The 21,224-nt window shown below is 34.7% G+C and carries 21 protein-coding genes; 17 read left to right on the top strand and 4 right to left on the bottom strand.

Annotated elements, in window-relative coordinates; all coding sequences use genetic code 11:
- The first annotated feature begins 206 nt into the window (after positions 1 to 206).
- On the top strand, positions 207 to 1,772 hold the full coding sequence (locus PMN2A_RS06605) for a glycoside hydrolase family 57 protein (protein WP_011294776.1): 1,566 nt from the start codon (positions 207 to 209) through the stop codon (positions 1,770 to 1,772).
- Here the strand turns inward: PMN2A_RS06605 and crtL are convergent.
- Both crtL and gyrA read right to left on the bottom strand, forming a co-directional pair.
- On the bottom strand, positions 1,769 to 3,013 hold the full coding sequence (gene crtL / locus PMN2A_RS06610; RefSeq protein ID WP_011294777.1) for a lycopene beta cyclase: 1,245 nt from the start codon (positions 3,011 to 3,013) through the stop codon (positions 1,769 to 1,771). The two genes, PMN2A_RS06605 and crtL, sit on opposite strands and share 4 nt — an antisense overlap.
- On the bottom strand, positions 3,010 to 5,628 hold the full coding sequence (gene gyrA / locus PMN2A_RS06615) for a DNA gyrase subunit A (protein WP_011294778.1): 2,619 nt from the start codon (positions 5,626 to 5,628) through the stop codon (positions 3,010 to 3,012). The genes crtL and gyrA overlap by 4 nt, the downstream gene beginning before the upstream one ends.
- A 254-nt stretch (positions 5,629 to 5,882) precedes the next feature.
- Here gyrA and PMN2A_RS06620 point away from each other — a divergent pair, with 254 nt between their 5' ends.
- The 4 genes from PMN2A_RS06620 to rsmD all read left to right on the top strand — a co-directional run bounded on the left by PMN2A_RS06620 (position 5,883) and on the right by rsmD (position 8,883).
- Positions 5,883 to 7,046 carry a GuaB3 family IMP dehydrogenase-related protein gene (locus PMN2A_RS06620; protein WP_011294779.1) on the top strand — a complete coding sequence of 388 codons (1,164 nt, stop codon included), beginning with the start codon at positions 5,883 to 5,885 and terminating at the stop codon, positions 7,044 to 7,046.
- A gap of 216 nt (positions 7,047 to 7,262) precedes the next feature.
- Positions 7,263 to 7,586, top strand: coding sequence for a thioredoxin (trxA, locus tag PMN2A_RS06625; RefSeq protein ID WP_011294780.1), 324 nt, complete (start codon positions 7,263 to 7,265; stop codon positions 7,584 to 7,586).
- A gap of 54 nt (positions 7,587 to 7,640) precedes the next feature.
- The gene (gene hisH, locus PMN2A_RS06630) at positions 7,641 to 8,270 is read left to right on the top strand and encodes an imidazole glycerol phosphate synthase subunit HisH (protein ID WP_011294781.1); all 630 of its coding nucleotides are present in this window, start codon (positions 7,641 to 7,643) and stop codon (positions 8,268 to 8,270) included.
- Between the two features lie 22 nt (positions 8,271 to 8,292).
- Positions 8,293 to 8,883, top strand: a complete 591-nt coding sequence (gene rsmD, locus PMN2A_RS06635; protein WP_011294782.1) for a 16S rRNA (guanine(966)-N(2))-methyltransferase RsmD — start codon at positions 8,293 to 8,295, stop codon at positions 8,881 to 8,883.
- Here rsmD and petG read toward each other — a convergent pair.
- Complete coding sequence (gene petG, locus PMN2A_RS10145) at positions 8,864 to 8,983, bottom strand: cytochrome b6-f complex subunit V (protein WP_011294783.1); 120 nt, start codon at positions 8,981 to 8,983, stop codon at positions 8,864 to 8,866. The genes rsmD and petG overlap by 20 nt on opposite strands.
- A gap of 55 nt (positions 8,984 to 9,038) precedes the next feature.
- Between petG and PMN2A_RS06640 the strand changes: the two genes are divergently transcribed.
- The 11 genes from PMN2A_RS06640 (at position 9,039) to PMN2A_RS06690 (ending at position 18,400) form a co-directional block, all read left to right on the top strand.
- Entirely contained in the window at positions 9,039 to 9,428 is a 390-nt protein-coding gene (locus PMN2A_RS06640; RefSeq protein WP_011294784.1) for a c-type cytochrome, read from the top strand.
- Between the two features lie 2 nt (positions 9,429 to 9,430).
- On the top strand, positions 9,431 to 10,168 hold the full coding sequence (locus PMN2A_RS06645; protein ID WP_011294785.1) for an RNA methyltransferase: 738 nt from the start codon (positions 9,431 to 9,433) through the stop codon (positions 10,166 to 10,168).
- 53 nt (positions 10,169 to 10,221) lie between these two features.
- On the top strand, positions 10,222 to 11,295 hold the full coding sequence (locus PMN2A_RS06650; protein ID WP_011294786.1) for a serine hydrolase: 1,074 nt from the start codon (positions 10,222 to 10,224) through the stop codon (positions 11,293 to 11,295).
- Between the two features lie 111 nt (positions 11,296 to 11,406).
- Complete coding sequence (gene bchI, locus PMN2A_RS06655) at positions 11,407 to 12,495, top strand: magnesium chelatase ATPase subunit I (RefSeq protein ID WP_011294787.1); 1,089 nt, start codon at positions 11,407 to 11,409, stop codon at positions 12,493 to 12,495.
- Positions 12,496 to 12,960: a crossover junction endodeoxyribonuclease RuvC gene (ruvC, locus tag PMN2A_RS06660; RefSeq protein ID WP_011294788.1), complete on the top strand. Its 465-nt coding sequence runs from the start codon at positions 12,496 to 12,498 to the stop codon at positions 12,958 to 12,960.
- A 28-nt stretch (positions 12,961 to 12,988) separates the two neighbouring features.
- Positions 12,989 to 13,585, top strand: a complete 597-nt coding sequence (locus tag PMN2A_RS06665) for a 5-formyltetrahydrofolate cyclo-ligase (RefSeq protein ID WP_011294789.1) — start codon at positions 12,989 to 12,991, stop codon at positions 13,583 to 13,585.
- Between the two features lie 42 nt (positions 13,586 to 13,627).
- Positions 13,628 to 14,092, top strand: coding sequence for a SufE family protein (locus tag PMN2A_RS06670; RefSeq protein WP_011294790.1), 465 nt, complete (start codon positions 13,628 to 13,630; stop codon positions 14,090 to 14,092).
- 35 nt (positions 14,093 to 14,127) lie between these two features.
- Positions 14,128 to 15,444, top strand: a complete 1,317-nt coding sequence (locus PMN2A_RS06675; RefSeq protein WP_011294791.1) for a homoserine dehydrogenase — start codon at positions 14,128 to 14,130, stop codon at positions 15,442 to 15,444.
- Between the two features lie 92 nt (positions 15,445 to 15,536).
- A complete protein-coding gene (locus PMN2A_RS06680) occupies positions 15,537 to 15,755 on the top strand; it encodes a hypothetical protein (RefSeq protein WP_011294792.1) in 219 nt (72 codons plus the stop codon).
- 42 nt (positions 15,756 to 15,797) lie between these two features.
- On the top strand, positions 15,798 to 17,375 hold the full coding sequence (locus tag PMN2A_RS06685; protein ID WP_011294793.1) for an ABC transporter substrate-binding protein: 1,578 nt from the start codon (positions 15,798 to 15,800) through the stop codon (positions 17,373 to 17,375).
- Positions 17,376 to 17,377: 2 nt separating this feature from the next.
- On the top strand, positions 17,378 to 18,400 hold the full coding sequence (locus PMN2A_RS06690) for an ABC transporter permease (RefSeq protein WP_011294794.1): 1,023 nt from the start codon (positions 17,378 to 17,380) through the stop codon (positions 18,398 to 18,400).
- On the opposite strand, the gene PMN2A_RS06695 is transcribed toward PMN2A_RS06690, so the two are convergent.
- On the bottom strand, positions 18,394 to 19,989 hold the full coding sequence (locus tag PMN2A_RS06695) for an alpha/beta hydrolase (RefSeq protein WP_041711022.1): 1,596 nt from the start codon (positions 19,987 to 19,989) through the stop codon (positions 18,394 to 18,396). The genes PMN2A_RS06690 and PMN2A_RS06695 overlap by 7 nt on opposite strands.
- On the opposite strand from PMN2A_RS06695, the gene PMN2A_RS06700 reads away from it, so the two are divergent.
- The gene (locus PMN2A_RS06700) at positions 19,974 to 21,212 is read left to right on the top strand and encodes an MFS transporter (protein WP_011294796.1); all 1,239 of its coding nucleotides are present in this window, start codon (positions 19,974 to 19,976) and stop codon (positions 21,210 to 21,212) included. The two genes, PMN2A_RS06695 and PMN2A_RS06700, sit on opposite strands and share 16 nt — an antisense overlap.
- Positions 21,213 to 21,224: the final 12 nt, after the last annotated feature.

Genomic DNA, 21,224 nt, shown 5'->3' on the forward strand with positions numbered 1-21,224 from the left:
TATTTAGTTAATCTTTGATAATTTTAGAATAACAAAATTGTTAATTAAATATAAAATTCAAATAAAATTCTCAGTTAATACTCTAATTCAAGTATCTAATTTTACTTGTTTTAAACTATAACTTATATAACTTAAAGTTCTTCTTTTCTTGTGCTGTTGAAGAGTATAAGTATTCAAGAATCAAATCCAACAATCTGGGAGTTTTAATGACTAAAGGCAATCTCGCCATAGTCCTGCATGCCCATCTACCTTACGTGAGAGCAGAAGAACCTGGTTCATTGGAGGAAGACTGGTTCTTTCAAGCTTTAGCGGAATGTTATTTACCACTTTTAGAAACACTTGAAAATGCCTCTAGATCAAAAGATCAAGCACCAAAAATCACAATAGGATTATCTCCTACTTTGCTTTCGCTTTTGGGAGATGAAGTTTTAAAAAATCGATTTGAAGAATGGGTGACTATTAGATTAGAAGTTCTTAATACATTAGATACAGACTGCGTAAAAGCAGTCCTACATCTTAAAGGCCACTTAAAACGCCAACTAGAAAGCTGGAAGATTTGTCAAGGAGACCTAATAGGAAGATTTAAAACATTACAAACATTGGAGGTGATTGATATTCTTACTTGTGCAGCCACTCATGGATATCTTCCTCTTTTAAGAGAAAATCCTGAGGCTGTAAGGGCTCAATTAAAAACAGCAGTAACTGAACATAAGCGTCTTTTCATGAGCGCGCCATTGGGTATTTGGTTGCCTGAATGTGCCTATTATGAAGGCTTGGATGAATTAATGGCTGAATCAGGATTGAGATATGCAGTCCTTGATGGTCATGGCTTGTTGAATGCAGATCCAAGGCCAAGATATGGTCTGTATGCTCCTATTTGTACAAGAAAGGGAGTAGCTTTTTTTGGCAGAGATAGTGAATCAACTCTTCCAGTATGGTCAGCAAGGGACGGCTATCCTGGCAATCCAAGCTACAGAGAATTTCATAGGGACTTGGGCTGGGATTTATCAATAGAGAACCTAAAAAAGATAGGAATTAATGGGAAAAGGCCCTTAGGAATCAAATTATTTAAGATTACCTCTCAAAATACATCTTTAGAAAATAAACAAGAGTATGACCCAGAGGTGGCAAATGAGAGTGTTGAAAAAGATGCAGATAATTATTTAAAGGAAAGGAAAAAACAACTTATAAAGCTTGAAAAATCAATGCAAATAGAGCCATTATTAATCGCTCCTTTTGATGCAGAACTTTTTGGTCATTGGTGGTTTGAAGGCCCGAAATTCCTATCCCATTTATTTATCAAATCAAAAAAAGAGGGTATTAAATTAATTACTTTAAAAGAGTCTCTTAAATTGACACCCAAAATCCAATTATGCAATCCTTCTCCATCTAGTTGGGGACAAGGTGGTTTTCATAATTATTGGTTAAACAAATCAAATGCATGGATTGTTAATGAATGGAGCAAAGCTGGAAGAGCAATGGTAACTATTTGTTCAGATAGTTTAATAAAAGAATCAAATATCAAAATTATTAATCAAGCTGGAAGAGAACTTTTACTATGTCAGTCTTCAGACTGGAGTTTCATTATTAAGGCAGGAACTACTACCGAGCTGGCAAGAGAAAGAATAAATTTGCATCTAAAAAGATTTTGGATGTTAATAAATACAATAAAAAATAATAAACTTATCAATGAAAAGATTCTAGAGGAAATAGAAAAAGAGGATTGTCTATTTCCTTTAATTTCTTTTATTGATTGGGAAAAGAAAAGCTAAATTTTTTCACGCTTGTTTATAAGTAAACCAGTCATTCCCAACCTGACCTTTGATGGGGCGATGTAAAATAGTTTGAGCATCACAATAAACAGTCTTGGCAAAGGAAGCGTATTAGTTAAATATCCGAACCAATCTTTTTTGGGTAATTTAAAAAAAGTATCAAAAAAAGATCTTAATAAAGTTTCGTCAAAGCTCATTAGTCTTTGAAGTCCAAACTGATAAAGACGATGTCTTTGAACTAATTCATTTGTCCATAGGGTTTTCCATCCTCTTATAGCTATCTGAGATGTAGGCATAAGAGGTTCTTTTTTAATTACTTTTGCTATTTCACTTGCTAATGAGGGTGCTCTCCTTAAAAGGGATCCAACAAGATATCCCGAAGCAGGATGAACCATACTGGCCGAGCCACCAAAGGCCAAAAGGGGTTGATCTCTATAAGGCAATGGCAAGTTCATTGGAAAAAGACAATGTTCTTCATGGAAAATTTCGTCTATTTGAATACCTTTATTAGATAGTCGTAAATTTAATCTTGCTTTTAATGATTCAAATGAAATTGGAGGTGAACAAGCCAAAGATGTTTCTTCTACAAAATAACTACCATCTCCAAGGTCCATAGCATAAAGGAAAGAAGGTGGCTCCTCTAATTCATTGGCATTTAAATGGTCTGATCTAAAATCCATCAATACAAAACGATTTTTCTCTACAGGAGCAGAACTAAATTTCCCAACCACCCCATATGCCGCTTGCTTAGCGATTTGATCATGCTTAGGCCTCCTGATAAAAGGGGTTTTATAACCACTTGCATCAATAACGAGCCTAGCAAAATATTTTTTTCCGGAAGTACAAATAACAACGGTCTCTCTTTCTCTAAAATCAATATTATCAACAGTTTCTAGTTGCCAAGAAAGTCCATTACATCTCTCAAGAAGAGCCTCCTGAAAATTAATTGAATTAAAGAGGCCGTAATCAAGATGATGATTTGTACAAATATTACCTTTTCCACCTAATCCATCTCCAAAAAAGCTAACAGTATCTTCCCATCTATATTTCAATAGTTCTTGCATATTTAAAGACTCAAGTTCAGATGCCCAAATCCCATAAGTGTTTGGCCAAGGTTCTAAAGGAGACTTAGAAGCTATCGCCTGAACATCAAGTCCGTGTTGAACCAACTCAGCAGCGATGCATAGAGCAGCAGGTCCTGCTCCCATAACTAATACATCAGCGACATTATTCAATTTCAATTTTTTGACGTTGGATCAGTATTTATTGATTCCTTAGTTGATGATGATTGATTCTCATCATCATCATTAATTTGCTCTGGGGGAACTAAAACAACCTCCGATAACTTATCGCCATTATCAAGCTTTTGAATTCTTACGCCGGTTGCAGCTCTGGATTGTTGAGAGATTTTATCTGCGCTAGTTCTAACAATTACTCCTCTTTCACTAACTAATAATAATTCTTCTCCTTTACCCAGAACCCTTAAACCTACAAGTTCATCTCCATCTTTCCTGAATTTTATAGCTCTTAACCCCATTCCGGCTCTTTTTTGCAAGCGAAATTGTGTCATAGGAACTCTTTTCCCTAGTCCGCTTGCAGAGGCAACAAGTACCCAAGGACCTTCAGATTCTGATGATTCACTATGTAGTTCATCTTCTTCACTTTTATCAACATGATCAGCCAACTCAGTAGACAAAACATCCATACTTACAAGTGAATCTCCAGACTTAAGATTCATTGACTTGACCCCTCTTGCTGATCTTCCTAAAGGGCGTAATTCAGAATCATTTAATCTAAAATGTATTGTCATTCCATTTTTGGAACCAATCAAAACACTATCTCCAGACTCAGCCAGTCGAACCCAAGTCAAAGCATCACCATCCTCTAAACCTATAGCAATTAGGCCATTTGCTCTGATCTTGCTAAAAGCTGAAAGAGGTGTCCTTTTTATATACCCCCCTCTAGTAAGCATCAATAAATAGTTTTCATCATCAAAAGAACTCACAGAAAGCAATGAAGTAATAGCTTCTTCACGCGGAATTGGAAGCAATTGAACAATAGGTGTCCCTTTTGCAGTTCTACTACATTGAGGAACTCTGTAAGCAGGAAGAGCATAAGAAATACCTCTATCACTAAAAAGGAGAAGGCTGTCATGGTCATTACAACTAATAAATTTTTTCACCTCTTCCTCTCCTTGGCTTCGCGTTCCTGCTTTACCTCTAGTACCTCGACTTGTTGCTTCAAATTCATTAACAGGCATCCTCTTTAAATATCCTGTCTCGGTCAACAAAACAACTGATCTTTCATTCGCAATTAAATCAATATCCTCAAGGCCTCCGCCAAGATCGAGAATCTCTGTTCTTCTTTGGGTATTATATTTTTCTTTTATTTCATTTAATTCTATTTTTGTTATTTCAAATACCCTTTCTTTCTTATTCAAAATATCTTTTAAATCTGTTATTTTTTTAACTAAATCCTCATGTTCAAGTCTTATCTTATCTGCCTCTAAAGCGGTCAGTCTTCGTAACTGCATCTGCAAAATAGCATCAGACTGAATATCTGTTAAGCCATGAAGTTCTTGTAATTTATTTTTTGCTGTAGTCGAATCTGATGCTGATCTGATAAGACTAATTATTTCATCTAGCTGATCTAAAGCTAATAATAATCCTAATAATATATGATCTCTACTCTCCGCCTTCTTTAAAAGATATTTTGTTCTTTTCTCAATAGTTTCTACTCTAAAATCTAAAAATACCTGCAACATCTTTCTAAGTGACAATATAACAGGCTCACCATTAACTAATGCAAGCATATTTGCACTAAAATTAGTCTGTAAAGGAGTAAGTTTAAATAAATTATTTAAAACAACCTGAGGATATGAATCTCTTCTTAATTCAACAACAATTCTCATACCATCTCTATCACTTTCATCTCTAATGTCTGCAATACCTTCAAGTTTTTTATCGTTCACCATATCAGCGATTCTTTCAATTAATCCTGCTTTATTTGTTTGATAAGGAAGTTCAGTAATTATCACTGCGTCCCTATCAGGTCTCCCTGGATTTTCAATTGTTTCTATTTCAGCCACTCCACGCATAGTGATTGAACCTCTCCCAGAAAGATATGTTTCCTTAATTCCACTCCTGCCAAGGATCTGACCACCGGTCGGAAAATCTGGACCTTTAATTATATTCATCAAATCTATTTCTTCTAACTCAGGATTAGAAATTAAAGCCATCAATCCATCAATCAATTCGACCAAATTATGTGGAGGTATGTTAGTTGCCATACCTACAGCTATTCCAGAAGAACCATTTAAAAGCAATTGTGGAATTCTTGCCGGTAATACTGTTGGTTCTTGTACTGATCCATCAAAGTTATCGGCGAAATCAACTGTTTCAGATTCAATATCTTCAAGCAAGCTGTCTGTAGTCAAAGATTGTAATCTGGATTCTGTATATCTCATTGCGGCAGGAGGATCATTATCAACAGATCCAAAATTCCCATGCCCATCTATTAAAGGCATCTGCATGGAAAAATCTTGCGCCATTCGGACCAAGGCGTCATAAACGGCGGTATCACCATGAGGATGGAATTTACCTAAAACTTCTCCAACCACACGTGCGCATTTCCGGTAAGGTCTATCGCTAGTAAGTCCAAGTTCATACATCGCATAGAGAATCCTTCTGTGAACTGGTTTAAGTCCATCTCTTGAATCAGGTAAAGCTCTCCCAACAATCACACTCATCGCGTATTCCAAATAGGAACGCGACATTTCGTTTCTTAAGTCTGTCTGAATGATCCGATCGTCGGATTCCCCAGGACCAGTACTATTAGGTCCCAATGGATCAGCCATATATAAAGGTTTTACCAATTATAAGAACATCTGAGCATTAATAAACCTTTTAAAGTGAATAACCATATATCTGAAAGTAAATCACCTCCAACAAAATCAACAATTACAAAAACATGACATAAACGCCCCTTAAAGCCCTCCTTTAAACATCTAGTTAATCTAAAAAATAAGCAAAATCTTGATTATCTATTCCCAACATTTGCTCAATTTGGCACTTCAGTTGGTAGTTTGACGAGAACTTACAAAATTTAGGTGTGAATATTCAACTAGGACGCACCAAAATTGTTCGAAGAGCCTACGGGATTGATGAAATTGCATTGGTTCCGGGAAGAAGAACAGTTGACCCTGGCATCACAAAAACCAATTGGAAAATCGGTGGGATTGAAAGGGATATTCCCATAATCGCAAGCGCGATGGATGGTGTCGTAGATGTAAACATGGCCGTAGCCCTGTCAAAATTAGGAGCCCTAGGTGTTTTAAATCTAGAAGGCGTACAAACTAGATATGAAGATCCAAAAGAAGTTCTAACTAAAATCCAATCAATTGGGAAAGAGGAATTTGTTCCCCTAATGCAAGAAATCTATAATAAGCCGATCAAAGAAAAATTAATTTTAAAAAGAATTCAAGAAATCAAAGATAGTGGGGGTATTGCTGCTGTAAGCGGGACCCCATTAGCAGCAATTAAATATAAAAATTTAGTCAAAGACTCAGGTGCAGACTTATTTTTCCTTCAGGCGACTGTAGTTTCAACAGAACATCTAGGTAAAGAGGGTAGTCAAAATCTTGATCTTTATGATCTTTGCAAAAACATTGGCATACCGGTTGCTGTGGGTAATTGCGTTACTTATGAAGTCTCTTTAAAGCTTATGAAAGCAGGCGCTGCCGCAGTGATGGTTGGTATTGGACCTGGAGCCGCATGCACCTCCAGAGGAGTATTAGGAGTTGGAATTCCTCAAGCAACTGCTATTTCTGATTGCGCTGCTGCAAGGGATGATTTTCAAAAAGAAAGTGGGAAATATGTCCCAATTATTGCTGATGGAGGAATTATCACTGGTGGGGATATTTGCAAATGCATAGCATGTGGTGCTGATTCAGTGATGATTGGTTCCCCTATCGCAAGATCTCATGAGGCTCCAGGTAAAGGTTTTCATTGGGGTATGGCAACACCAAGTCCTGTTCTACCAAGAGGTACAAGGATTCAAGTTGGAACAACCGGTAGTTTAAAAAGTATTCTTTGTGGACCAGCAATTCTTGATGATGGAACCCACAATTTGTTAGGAGCAATAAAAACCTCAATGGGAACTCTAGGCGCGACTAATATCAAGGAAATGCAAAATGTTGAGGTAGTTATCGCACCTTCTTTGTTAACAGAAGGAAAGGTTTACCAAAAGGCGCAACAGCTTGGAATGGGAAAATAAAGCTACCGAAAGATTTCAGAATTAAATACAATGGCTACAATTGAGTAGTGAGAGCCTTTGCTCTCACACTCCTCACACTTAAAAATGCCCGACTTGTTCGGGTTTTTCCTATTAAAAGGGGCCTAATGAATATTCAAACTTCGTTTAAAAATGGCAGCAAAACTTTTTATAGGCAAAATACAATTGTTATGATCAAGTTCTTAAGACTTCTAAGGTATGTCCACAGCTTCTGCAGTAACTGATTCCTCTTTCGAACAAGAAGTCCTCCAGAGCGATGTTCCTGTTTTGGTTGATTTTTGGGCACCTTGGTGCGGACCATGCAGAATGGTTGCTCCAATTGTCGAAGAGATCTCAAAAGACTTTGAAGGCAAAATAAAAGTTTACAAATTGAATACCGATGAGAATCCTAATGTTGCTAGTCAGTATGGGATAAGAAGCATCCCAACGCTGATGATCTTTAAAGGAGGTCAGAAAGTAGATACCGTTGTGGGAGCAGTCCCTAAAGCCACCCTCTCAGGAACAATTTCCAAACATCTCTAATCCCAAAATTTAGAATTTCTAGAGCCCATTTCAAATGATTCATAGGTAAATCTTTTGACAAAAATTGGATTAATAGATTATGGAATGGGTAATCTTTTTTCCGTTCAACAAGCATTTAAAAGGTTTAATCAGCCTTTAGATATTATTTCTGATATCAAAACACTTCAGTCTTGTGATGCTTTAATTCTTCCAGGAGTTGGTGCTTTTGATCCCGCAATGATGAATTTAAGAAAAACTGAACTAGTACCTTCAATAATTGACTGGGTAAATAATGGTAAACCACTTTTTGGAATTTGTTTAGGATTACAGCTTTTATTTGAGGCTAGTGATGAAGGGACTTCAGAAGGATTAGGAGTTATCAAAGGTCATATTCGCAGATTACCTCAAGAAAAAGACGAAAGGATTCCGCATATTGGTTGGTCTCCAATATATAAAACAAATGAATGTCCTATTCTAGAAAATTATCCTGGTTCTAATTGGATGTATTTCGTCCATTCCTACTCAGCATGTCCTTTAGAACCAAAACATACCGTAGCTGTAACAAAATTTGGTAAAACTGATGTCTCATCTATGGTCTGGCATAAAAATACTGGTGCCTGTCAGTTTCATCCCGAAAAGTCAGGAGTCGCAGGACAAAAAATTATTTTTAATTGGATTAATTGGTTAAAAAAAAACAAATTTTAGTTTGAAAGGGAAATTGAAATTAATGTCTGGGAAAAGGATAGAAAGTCCTTTAAGCCAAAAGACAAGACCAACCTCCTCAAAAGTAAGAGAGGCACTAATAAATATTCTTGGGAACAAGCTTAGAGGAGCAAGTTGGCTAGATCTTTGCAGTGGAAGTGGAGCAATGGCATGTGAGGCTCTGCAAAAAGGAGTAAAGAGGGTTCTTGCAATTGAAAAGCAGAGGGAAACTGCAAAAATATGCAAAAAAAACCTTATTGATGTATCAAATACTATGGATCAATCAATACATATTGAAGTCATTTGCAATGAATTGATCTCATTTCTCAAAAAAGGACCAAAAAGTCAAAAAATTCAGTTTGTTAAAAATTGCCAAAATCCTGAAAAATTTGCTGAAAAATTTGATTTTGTTTTTCTAGATCCTCCATACGAATCTGAAGTATATGAAATTACTCAAGAACTTTTATTATCTAAAGAATGGATTAAAGAATCAACTACTTTGATATGCGAATGCTCGTCAAAATCAATACCAAGAATACATAATGGGTGGAAATTAAATAAAGAGAAATTTTATGGAAGCACCTCTCTCATTTTTCTTATTCCCAATCAGGCATAGAACTGCTCCGACGGTACTGATTCCATGCACTAACAAAAAGGCCTAATAATGTTATGGGAACTAGTCCAAGAACAATCCCACATAGCAGAGGCTCAATCATTGGCTCGTACTTTTATGATTAATAATCCCAATTCTTTCATGTCAAAGAGGTTTTAGTGAATCTTCCGTCATCAAAAGCATTAATTAAGGAGAACCAAGAAATTAGCTCTTGGAGAATATTTTTATTAACTTCTGCCACTCTAATCCTATTAATTTTTTTTTGGAGAATGGGGGATTTCAAGCAAGATCCTTTCATAACTGAAACTTTATCTATTCAAGGTGACTCTTTGTCAGGAAGTAAATTATTCAAAATCAATTGTGTCGGTTGCCATGGGATCTCAGCTCAAGGTTTTGTAGGGCCCGACCTCCATGAAGCGACTCAAGAAATGAGTGATAAAAAGATTATTAATCAAGTTATTCGAGGATTGACTCCACCAATGCCAAGTTTTGAAATCGAACCTCAATCAATGGCTGATCTGCTGGAGTATATGCATTCACTCAATTAATAGTGGCTATAAATAAAACTCTAAAAGTAATACTTGTCGAGCCAGCGGGGCCAATCAATGTTGGGAGTGTTGCAAGACTCTGTGAAAACTTTAGTGTTCATGAATTACGACTAGTTTCACCTAAATGCGATTATTTAGCTCAAGAAGCAAAAAAGATGGCTGTAAGAGGATTGAAGATCTTAGAGAAAGCAAAAGTGTATGAAGATCTAAATTCAGCACTTTCAGACTGTTCAAGAATTATTGCCACTTGCGGTAGAAAAGAACATGGAGAAATCCCTCTTAATTCAAATAAAGATGCTTTGAGCTGGGGTCTTAAATCAGAAAGAGAAGATACAATAGCTTTAGTTTTTGGAAGAGAAGACAGAGGTTTATCTAACGAGGAGCTTTTAAAAGCAAATAAAGTGATTAGTCTTAATACCAGCGAGGATTATCCATCATTAAATCTTTCACATGCAGTCGCAATTGTTCTTCATCAATTCAACCAATTGAATGATCTTGATTTATTAAAACGCCATACTAAAATAAGCTCTCCTGCTAATTTAATTAAATTAGAAGATTGTATTAATGACGCAGGTAGTCTTTTGCTTGATATTGGTTTCTTGATGAAACATACCTACAAAGCTAAAATGACGAAGATCAAACAATTACTCTTAAGAGGTGAGATAAAAGATGATGAAGTTGCACTAATTAGAGGTATAATTAGCCAAGCGAGATGGAAGATTAAAAATAAAAGTGATTAATCAAAATAACAAGCTACAATAAATAGCAAAGATATATATTCTTTAATTTTAAAGTGAAAAGACACCTGAAAGTAATAGCAAATATATTCCTAACAAGCATAGCCTTATCAATTTTACTTGGTAGTTTTCTAAGAATTTTTGGTCCCATTAATCAAAGCCATAGAATAAACAAAGGAATCAATATAACAAGGAAATCCAGAAGGTCAGTTAAAAAAGAATTACTAACTAGAAAATCCAATTTATTATCACTCTACAATGATAAATTAGAAAATTTTGAAAGCCTGGAAAAATTAATTAATAAATGGGAAAACCATATAATCAAAAACCCAGGTTTAGATGTTAGTGCTTTTTTTATATCATTAGATGACCAAGTCTATGCAGAAATAAAATCTGACATAAAGCTTTCTGCAGCAAGCAGTATTAAGGTACCTATTCTAATTATTTTACTTAGAATGCTAGAGAAAAAAGAAATAATTTGGAATGAAAAGTTGATACTTTCAGAAGATGTAATCGGTGGCGGCTCAGGCTGGATGGCATATCAAGAAATTGGTGAGATTTTCCCCGTTTATGAAGTAGCATCAGAAATGATTAGAGTTAGCGATAATACAGCAACAAATTTACTAATAAAACGTTTGGGAGGTATCAAAATAGTGAATCAAAAATTTAAAGAAATTGGGCTGAATAATACACAAATAAATAACTATCTTCCTGATCTAGATGGAACGAATCTCACATCAACGAAGGATCTATCTTTAGCAATGGCTCTTGTTGATAATGGTTATCTACTTAATGTTAGTTCGAGAGATATTTTCAGAGAAATAATGCGCAAATCAAAAACAAATACATTAATACCCTCAGGAATTTTAAGAGGTCTTGGGAAAGAATCCAAAGACATAGACTATCATCTTTCATTAAAAGGTTATCTAGTTCACAACAAAACTGGTGATATTGGAATCTCATATTCAGATACTGCTCTAATTCAAACTCCTAATAATTCAAGAGCCTTCGCAAGTTTTATAGTTGAAGGTCCATTTAATGATCCAAGATCAACTGAGTTGATAAGAAATTTGTCGGCAGAGTTAGTTCCTTTTCTAAGGCAAGATCAAAAATCAAGTAATCCAAATTAGATTTTTTACCGACTTAAACAAACTTTTGCAATTCATTATCATTTTTTTTTTGAACTTTATCAATCTAAAGAGGCAGGTTTATGAAACAATCTTCTTACCAGTAATAAGAAAGTGAGTTCAACAAGAAAACGCAGAGTTTTTCCATTCACTTCAGTGATTGGACAAGAGGAAATGAAGCTAGCGCTTCTCTTAAATGTAATTGACCCTAGAATTGGCGGAGTAATGATAATGGGTGATAGAGGCACAGGCAAGTCCACAACCATAAGAGCACTTGCAGATCTATTACCTGCAATTGAAGTCGTTGAAGGAGATCCCTACAACAGCTCTCTTGAGGATCCAGACCTTCAAAGCAATGATGTCAGAGAGAGAATAGACAGTGGTAGTGACATTCAAAAAGGTGAAAAACAAGTTCCGATGATTGATCTACCCTTAGGTGCCACTGAGGATAGACTTTGCGGAACTATTGATATTGAAAAGGCCCTTAGTGAGGGAGTTAGAGCTTTTGAGCCAGGACTACTAGCCAAAGCAAACAGAGGGTTGCTTTATGTTGATGAAGTCAACTTGCTAGATGATCACCTTGTTGACGTACTTTTAGACTCTGCTGCATCAGGCTGGAATACAGTTGAACGAGAAGGTATTTCGGTTCGACATCCTGCAAGGTTTGTACTTATTGGTTCAGGAAATCCTGAGGAAGGAGAGTTAAGGCCTCAGTTACTTGATCGTTTTGGGATGAGTGTAGAGGTAAGAACAGTAAGGGAGGCAAAACTACGAGTTCAAGTTGTTGATCAACGTACAGCTTTTGATAATGATCCTGAATCTTTTAGCGATTCAGTTCAAGAGAAACAAGAATCACTTCAACAAAAGGTTGTTGATGCTCAAAATATACTTAACGAGGTTTTTATCGAGGAAGATCTCAGATTAAGGATTTCAGCAGTTTGTGGTGAACTTGATGTTGATGGACTTAGAGGAGATATCGTAACAAATAGAGCAGCTAGAGCCCTTGCTGCCTTTGAAGGGAGAAAAGAAGTAACCGAAGAAGATATTGCTCGTGTCGTGTCGACAGCTTTAAGGCATAGGCTTCGAAAAGATCCTCTTGAACAAGTTGATTCTGGAGATAGAGTAATAAAAGCTTTTTGCAAAGTATTTGAAAGGAATGAAAGTGATGATGTATCTGAATTCGAACTAGCCACAGCTAACTAAGTGAGAATAATAGGAATTGATCCAGGGTTAGCAAGGGTAGGTTACGGAATTATTGATGAAATAGAAGGGAAAAAAATAATGATTGATTGCGGAATTATAGAGACAAAATCAACACAAAAAGAAGAAGAAAGACTTGTAGAAATTTCAAATGATTTAAGCTCGATAATAAAAAAATGGAATCCTAATTCTGCAGCGGTAGAAAAGTTTTTTTTCTACCGCTCTAGCACAACGATTAGTGTTGTTCAGGCTCGCGGAGTGATAATGATGACTTTAGGAAAGTACAAGCTTCCGATTCAAGAATTCCCCCCAATGCAAATCAAACTTGCTGTTACTGGTTATGGTCATTCCGACAAGAATGATGTTTTAAATTCTGTTATGCATGAACTCAATGTCACTTCACCGCCAAAGCCAGATGATGCCGCAGATGCTCTAGCAATAGCACTTACGGGAATTTATCTTAAATAAATTAATCTGTAATTAACATATACTATTTATGAAAAATTTTTATGATGATATTAAATCAACAAAAAAGAGTTTAAGAAATGAATATAATTTAATCCGTAATTCAAATTCATCTGTAGTATATGAGAAAGTAAAATTAAATGTTAAATCAGCATTAAAAATACTTTTAAATAAATATCATGTTGAAGGAAAATATATAGGAATTTATTGGCCATTAAAAGGTGAAGTGGATATAAGATTTATTAAAGAAATTAATAGTCTAAAAGTTGCTTTACCTTCTAGTTCTAAAAGCAAAGGGATAAGCTATCATCATTGGTCAAACAATCAACTGGAAATAGATTCAAACAGTATTCCTGCACCAACGAGAAAAGATGCCATTAACCCTAATGATATTTCTATCCTATTTGTTCCCGCAATAGCGATAGATCAAGAAGGTTACAGATTAGGTTATGGGGGAGGATACTTTGATCGTCTTCGACAAAAAGATTTGTGGTTTTCAATACCATCATTTCTAGTTATCAGTAATAATTGCATATCTAAAAAACCATTACCTCGAGAAAAATGGGACATGCCATTTAATGGTTGGATTAGTGAAAAAGGTCTACATCAAATTGAAGCAACTAATTAATTAGTTAAGCTTTAGGATAAGTAAATTGCTTGATCTAAAGAGGTGACTGAAATCAAAGAAAAATCTTTCATCAATACTTATGGGAGTGATTCATTAGACAATCTTATAGAGCGTCTACAATCGACTTCAGATTCCAAAAGACGTTACGAATATATTTTATGGCTAGGAAAAAGTTTGCCATTGCTAGATGAAGATCTTCACCTGGTAACCACTCAAGTAAAAGGATGTATTTCAGAAGTATATGTTCTTGGAATTCTTTTGAATGGAAAAATCCATTGGAAAGGATATTCAGACGCCCTTATAACTAAAGGGTTGCTAGCTTTTCTAATAAAAGGTCTGAATGATCTAACACCTTTTGAAGTACTCTCTATAGATGAGAAATTTATTGAGATGACAGGATTAAGTAAAAGCTTAACGCCATCAAGAGCAAACGGTTTTCTTAACATATTCCTAAAGATGAAAGAGCAAGCCAAAAACCTCTCAATACCTAGCTCTGACAATGAATAAATAAGATTCAAACGAAATTATCGCTCTATAAGAACATGAAAAAAGTTGGTATCGGTTTACTTGGCCTAGGAACTGTTGGCCAGGGTGTCGCAAATATAATAAGCCAACCAAAAGATAGGCATCCTTTGGTTGGAGAACTTGAGCTTGTAAGTGTCGCGGTAAGAAATCTCAAAAAGAAAAGAGATGTATCCATCCCAGATTCAATACTTACAACGAACCCAACTGAAATAATAAATAATCCCAATATTCAAATAGTTGTTGAAGTAATGGGCGGTATAGAGCCAGCTAGATCATTAATTATCCAAGCGATAAGAGCAGGAAAATCTGTTGTTACTGCTAATAAAGCAGTAATTGCAAGACATGGTGAAGAGATTTCAAATGAAGCAAAAGCCGCTGGGGTTTATGTCCTCATTGAAGCAGCAGTTGGAGGGGGGATTCCAATAATTGAGCCTTTAAAACAATCTCTAGGAGGAAATCAGATAACAAAAGTAAGCGGAATAATAAATGGAACAACTAATTACATACTCTCCAGAATGGATAAAGAAGGAGTTAATTATGCTGAAGTTTTAAAAGATGCCCAAATCCTTGGTTATGCAGAAAGTGATCCTGCCGCTGATGTAGAGGGATCAGACGCAGCTGACAAAATCGCAATTCTTAGTGGCCTTGCTTTTGGTGGAGCAATTAATAGAGCTAACATACCAACAACCGGAATAAACCTACTAGAGGATATAGATGTTAACTACGCCAGGAAGTTAGGGTATGGAATCAAGCTTTTAGCAATATCCGAGAAAGGAGAAACTCAACCAACCAGTGAAGACAGTCAACCACTTTCCGTATGGGTTGAGCCAACTTTAGTACCTGAAGACAATCCATTAGCAGGCGTAAATGGAGTTAACAATGCAATCCTTGTAGAAGGTAATCCCATTGGCCAAGTAATGTTTTTCGGACCAGGTGCAGGTTCCGGCCCAACTGCATCAGCTGTTGTTGCAGACATACTTAACATTGCAGGTATTCAGTCTATGAGTGAAGATAAAATCTTTAACTTAGACCCTCTTCTATCAGCGAAAGGTTGGAGAAGTTGTCATGTAGCAGAAAAGGAACAAATAACTAAAAAGAATTATATACGGCTTATTGCAGAGGATAGTCCAGGGGTAATTGGAGAAATCGGGACTATTTTTGGAAAGAAGAAAATATCCATTGAATCAATTGTGCAATTTGATGCAAAGGATAAAAAAGCAGAGATAGTAGTTATTACTCACAAAATTAATCAAGGTCAACTTGAAGAGGCTCTTTTAGATATAGAAAACTTGCCACAAGTCAAGAGAATTGCATCACAGATGGGTTGCCTTTAGCTAACGAAAGCTAGTCAAATCGAAATTAAGTTGCTAATTATATAAATAGAACAAAGGAAATTTTATCGTAAATTTCTTTTTGGAACGAAACCATGAAAACATCCAAAAACGTAATTGAGAAAACCAGAAAAAAAACAGAAAAAAATATTAATCAAGGAGATTGTGTGTATCTAAAGAATCAAGAAGAACTTTTTCAAGTATTAGGTATAGATAATGCTTATGAAAAATGTTGGGTTAGGGAATGGCCTCTTAATGCTAATGGATCGCCTGTTTTCGAGATATCAATTAAGCAAGTATCTCCAAATCAATAAATATTTTTCTCAGGTAGAAGTAATTATAAAATCTCATACTAAATGTTAAAACTAAATTGTATAAAAAATATTTTAAAAGTATCAAGTATTTTACTAATACTCTTGCAGTTATCTTGCTCCCAATATAAGAAAAGAGAAAATATTATTGTTGCAAGTGCAGGTAAAATTGAATCCCTTGACCCTGCTCAAGCAAATACACTTAGGACATTACAAATATTAAGCGCTCTTGGAGATACTCTATACAAAATAAATAAGGAAGGGAATCTATCACCAAGCTTAGCTAAAGATTTACCAAAAGTAAGTAAGAATGGTTTGCTAATAGATATTCCACTCAAAGAAAATATTTCTTTTCACGACGGAAGTATTTTCAATGCGGAAGCGATGGCATTTAGTCTTAATCGATTCAGAAAAATTGGAACTTTAAATTATCTATTAAATGACAAAATAGAAGATATTGAAGTCAAAGGAAAATTTCTTTTAAGAATAAAATTAAAAAAACCATCGAGTTCATTAGCAAGTCTTTTAACATCAGTAAATTTGACACCTGTCTCTCCTAATTCATATTCAAACTATAAAGATAGTTTCAATAATAAAAAGTTTATAGGGACAGGACCTTATTTCTTAGAAAGTTTCAACTCAAGTCAACAAATAATAAAGCCATTCAAAAATTATTGGGGAGAAAAACCCCTAAATAAAGGTATTAACTTTATAAATTATAGTAATTCTAGTACTCTTTTTGGAGCTATCAAAACAAAGGAAGTTGACGTCCTGATCTCAAATTCTATAGATGATTTGCAGCGATTAACATTAAATAATATGGCTAAGAAAGATCAACTAAAATCAGGAGAGGGTGAACCAATAGAGATAGGATACATTACATTTAAAAGCAATAAATTACCTTTAAAAAATAAAGTAGTTAGGAAGGCTCTTTCCTACACTATTGATAGAGAATTAATTAGTCAACAAGTAAGTTTCGGAACAAGAGAACCATTAAGATCAATTGTGCCTCCTCAACTACATAAAAAAGAATTTAAGCCATGGCCTAAATATAATCCTAATACTGCAAGATCTTTATTAAAAACAGAAGGCTACTGTGGAACAGAAATTCTTTCTATTCCATTAACATTTAGATCTAATGTACCTGCAGATAAATTACTTGCCCTTACTTGGAGAGATCAAATCAAAAGAGATTTATCTGATTGTTTAGAAATAACTTTAAATGGAATTGAGTCAACCACAGTTTACAAACAACTTTCCGAAGGGGCTTTTGAAGCGGTTATATTAGATTGGACTGGGGCATATCCTGACCCAGAAGCATATTTAACTCCCTTACTAAGTTGTAATGAACTAAATAATAATTCTTGCCTCAAGGGTGAAGCTGTATTCAGTGGTAGTTTTTGGGGTGATAAAAAATTACAAGAACTCTTGGAGAAAAGTGAAGAACTAGAGGGAGAAAGCAGACTCAATAATTTGATAAAAGTTGAAAAACTTGCAGCACAAGGAGTTGCCTACTTACCAATTTGGCTCGTTAATCCTAAAGCTTGGTCTCTAAAAGATATAAGCCAACCAGAATTTTCAAAAGATGGATTAATTATCCTGAAAAACTTAGAAAGAGACTAGTTTTGTCAACTAAAAAGGCCCTTTTCAAATATATCCTTTCAAGATTAACTCTATTGCCAATAATGCTTTGGATCATTTCGAGCTTAGTTTTTATATTGTTAAGAATTGCCCCAGGCGATCCGGTAGATGCAATTCTAGGCACTCGAGCGAATGAATTTGCAAGGGAAAGCCTAAGAATTAAACTTGGATTAGATAAACCTCTAATTAATCAATATATTGAATATTTAAATCAATTAATTCATGGAAATTTAGGAATCTCATTAAACACACAAGAACCTGTAAAAGTAATTATTTCAAAGGCTCTTCCAGCAAGTTTGGAATTAGCTATATTTTCAATATTAATAGCATCATTATTAGGTTATTTAATTGGTTTTTTAGGAGCAGTTAAGCCAGAAAGCAAAATAGATTTTTCAGGAAGGATTTTTGGCATTGGTACCTATGCTCTCCCCCCTTTCTGGGCAGCAATGTTAATTCAAATTATCTTCGCTGTTTTTTTAGGTTGGTTACCCATTGGTGGAAGATTACCTCCTGGAGCTATCCCTCCGCCCCCAATCACTGGTTTCTTACTTTTAGATAGTATTTTAGATAAAAACGTTGAAATCATTTTTAATTCTATTCAACATTTAATATTACCCTCCGTCACTCTAGGGATCTTATTAAGCGGAATATTTAGTCGAGCATTAAGATTAAATCTAGAAGAAATTTTAAAAAAAGATTACATTGAAGCCGCCAAAAGTAGAGGTATAAATAACTCCAGAGTATTAGTTAAACATGCCTTACCAAATACTCTTCTCCCAATATTGACAATTACTGGCTTAACAGTTTCTTCTTTAGTTGGTGGAGCACTTTTAATTGAAATAACATTCTCATGGCCTGGAATAGCTCTTGGACTTCAAGAAGCTATAAATCAAAGAGATTATCCTGTTGTACAAGGAATAGTTGTTGTAATATCTAGCCTTGTTGTAATGATTAGTGTTTGTATAGATATCGCTATTGCATATATTGATCCAAGGGTTAGTTACTGAATATTGATAAGTTGTTCAATTATATTACTGTCTAAGATATGAAACTTAAGCTCGCCTTTAGTTAAATTCGTATTCAAAGGGACTGTTTTATTCTCTTCTAATTTTTCTAGGAAGTTGATGATCTCAAAAGCTAATAAGCTCTGAACAGAAAGTGGATGATATCCAACTATTGATTCTCCTAGATTAAATAAATCCTTACCTTTAGACTGATTCATTTGTCCCTCTACTCTAATAGGTGAAAAATGGCTAGCTCTCTCAATTAAAAGAACTCTACTTAATGGGCTTGAACTCAAAGCAAGCATTAATCCTAGTTGTTCACTAATAGAAGGAGTAACTAAATCAAAAGTTCCTCCTGTAAGGAAAAGAGGAATATTTATTTTATTTTCTAAATTTTTTGGCCACAAAAAACTCCCAAAACTGTTCATACCAACAATAGCTGAAAGATTTTCTATACCTTTAGTATCTGACAAAGTAATATCTATTAGTTGACATTGTAAAAGTGAAGATAAATTAGAAAGAGAAAGATTATCAAGGACCTCTTGACATCTATTTTCAAGTTGGTCATCTATTTTTACTCCTGAAGCCAAAATAGCTGTGAGAGCTCCTAACGAATGCCCCATCAAGACAACATTCTCTGCCGATAAATCAATTGTTCCTGATTTTTTTGCCTTGAGGATGCTATCGATATCGTTCAAACGTTCAGGAATTATTTCAGCACCTGGTAAAGGTAGTCTTCCTTTTACCAAGGCTTCCAATGCTAATGAGTCACTACCTGGATGATCCAAGACAACAACAGGCCAACCATTGTGACTAAGACTTCTTGCAAGCCAATTAAAATGATTACGATCTCCTCCTAAACCAGGCATTAAAAGAACCCAATTTTTTCTATTTTTCTTCCTAAAAGATGGGTTCCAAACCTCTAAAATCAAAGGCTCTTTTCGATGAGAAACAGTTAAGGAAAATAATTCATATTCGGTTTCTTTTATTTCAAGAGGTAAAACATTCATTTCCTCTCTCTTAACTGATAAATCATTAGTTGAGACTAAATCAGTTATGAGTTTCTGTTGTTTGTTTAACTCACTTCTCCAATTATTAGCTACTTCAATCCACCCATCCAAATCAATGTGAATTGCTTTAACAGAAAGAGAATTTAAAAGATCAAAAGTTGTCACCTCATCTTTTTCATTTAAAAGTTTTTCTAGAGTATCGAGAACACTTTCGCCAGAGCTGTCTTCATCCATAAGTATTAGATCACTTACTTCATCAAGCAATTTTCGTCCTGACCAACTTCTCAAAATTTGTCTTGCCATACTTTTATCTCTTACCAACGGTGTACTTAAAAACTTTGCCAAACCTTTCCTTTCCTTAAAGCCAAGTAAATTAAGCCAACTAGCTAATTCAGAATTTTTTTCCTCTGCACCATTACTCCAATCAATCAATTCTTTTATCGAAATTGGGATGGACATTCCATCGAAATGAATTTCAAATCTCTCTGCTGCTTGAAGTTTTGGATAAAAACAATAAGGAGCTAGTAAGCTTCCAACTGTTCCAAGAACAACTAATTTTTTAATGAATGAATTTGTTCTCAACTTCTAGTGTTAGAAATTATTGGGAGAAATTCCCTATATCCCTAAGACTAATCATAAAAGCTCGTTTGTGGACAGGGATAGGAGCAGGAGGGGTATTATATTTAAGTCCGATAATATTCAATAGTTTAGGTTTTTCAGCAGAGCAAATCGGTAGAGGAATAACCACAGCTGCATTTGCTGGAATAACGACAAGATTTGGTACGGGATATTTACTTGACAAAAAATTTAGCTCTATAAAAACAATTAAAGTTGCATGTTTATTTGCAATTTTATCGGATTTTATACTTTTTTATTCGCAAAATTTCTTAGCTTTCCTTTGTGGTCAGTTTTTCTTAGGAGCTGCAGCTGGAATATATTGGCCTTCTGCTGAATTAGCTATTCCACTAAATTGTAATACCAAAATAAAATCAAGTGAAGGTTATTCTCTTGCAAGAAGTGCTGATGCAATTGGAGTCACATTAGGAGTCTTACTAGGTACTATAGGATCTTATTTTGAATTCACAAGAATAATATATTTGTTAGATATTTTATGCATGTTATATATATTAAATATATTATTAAATAAGCTAGGCATAAGTAGAAAGAAAATCGCTTTCAAGATCAAAGACGATTCAGATATTAAATATAAATCTCTAGAAAAAAAATATAATCTAAAATGGATAATAAATTTATTACCTTTATTATTAATAACTCTATTTGTGACAGGAGTAATGAGTTTATTGCAAAGCATCCTTCCGATAGATTTAGCGAACGGAGGTATAATAAGGCAATCATTCACAGACCAAAAAGTAGCTACATTATTAACAATAAAACTAATTTTACTTGCTATTTTTCAATGGCCAGTCGGTTATATTTTAAGAAATAAAAATTCACCTTTTAAATTCAGATTATGCTTAATATCGCTACTCATAGGTTTTATTTTTTTATCACTTTCAAATTTCTTACTTGACGGATATCTATTAATACTTATAGCTTTCATACCACTAACAATATCTCTATGTATATTTCTACCCTCTGCTTCAAATGCAATTATAAAGTCTGCTCCAATTAAATATCAAGGTTCAGCAATAGCCTTATATTCTCAATGTTTTGGCATTAGTTCTTTAACAGTACCTTGGATGGCAGGAAAATTAATTGATACCCATGACACAGCCCTTCAGCTATGGTTAATTGTTAGTATTATTTGTATACTTTTAGTACCAATATCTAAGAATATTAAATAATAAAATTTTTAA

This window comes from Prochlorococcus marinus str. NATL2A, from assembly GCF_000012465.1.
GTDB lineage: Bacteria > Cyanobacteriota > Cyanobacteriia > PCC-6307 > Cyanobiaceae > Prochlorococcus_B > Prochlorococcus_B marinus_B.

Excerpts from the sequence above, each read along its gene's own strand:
- PMN2A_RS06675 (WP_011294791.1), top strand. The coding sequence starts at position 14,128 with ATGAAAAAAGTTGGTATCGGTTTACTTGGCCTAGGAACTGTTGGCCAG.
- petG (WP_011294783.1), bottom strand. The coding sequence starts at position 8,983 with ATGATTGAGCCTCTGCTATGTGGGATTGTTCTTGGACTAGTTCCCATA.
- trxA (WP_011294780.1), top strand. The coding sequence starts at position 7,263 with ATGTCCACAGCTTCTGCAGTAACTGATTCCTCTTTCGAACAAGAAGTC.
- rsmD (WP_011294782.1), top strand. The coding sequence starts at position 8,293 with ATGTCTGGGAAAAGGATAGAAAGTCCTTTAAGCCAAAAGACAAGACCA.
- PMN2A_RS06700 (WP_011294796.1), top strand. The coding sequence starts at position 19,974 with ATGAATTTGTTCTCAACTTCTAGTGTTAGAAATTATTGGGAGAAATTC.
- PMN2A_RS06665 (WP_011294789.1), top strand. The coding sequence starts at position 12,989 with ATGAAAAATTTTTATGATGATATTAAATCAACAAAAAAGAGTTTAAGA.
- PMN2A_RS06680 (WP_011294792.1), top strand. The coding sequence starts at position 15,537 with ATGAAAACATCCAAAAACGTAATTGAGAAAACCAGAAAAAAAACAGAA.
- PMN2A_RS06605 (WP_011294776.1), top strand. The coding sequence starts at position 207 with ATGACTAAAGGCAATCTCGCCATAGTCCTGCATGCCCATCTACCTTAC.
- PMN2A_RS06685 (WP_011294793.1), top strand. The coding sequence starts at position 15,798 with ATGTTAAAACTAAATTGTATAAAAAATATTTTAAAAGTATCAAGTATT.
- gyrA (WP_011294778.1), bottom strand. The coding sequence starts at position 5,628 with ATGGCTGATCCATTGGGACCTAATAGTACTGGTCCTGGGGAATCCGAC.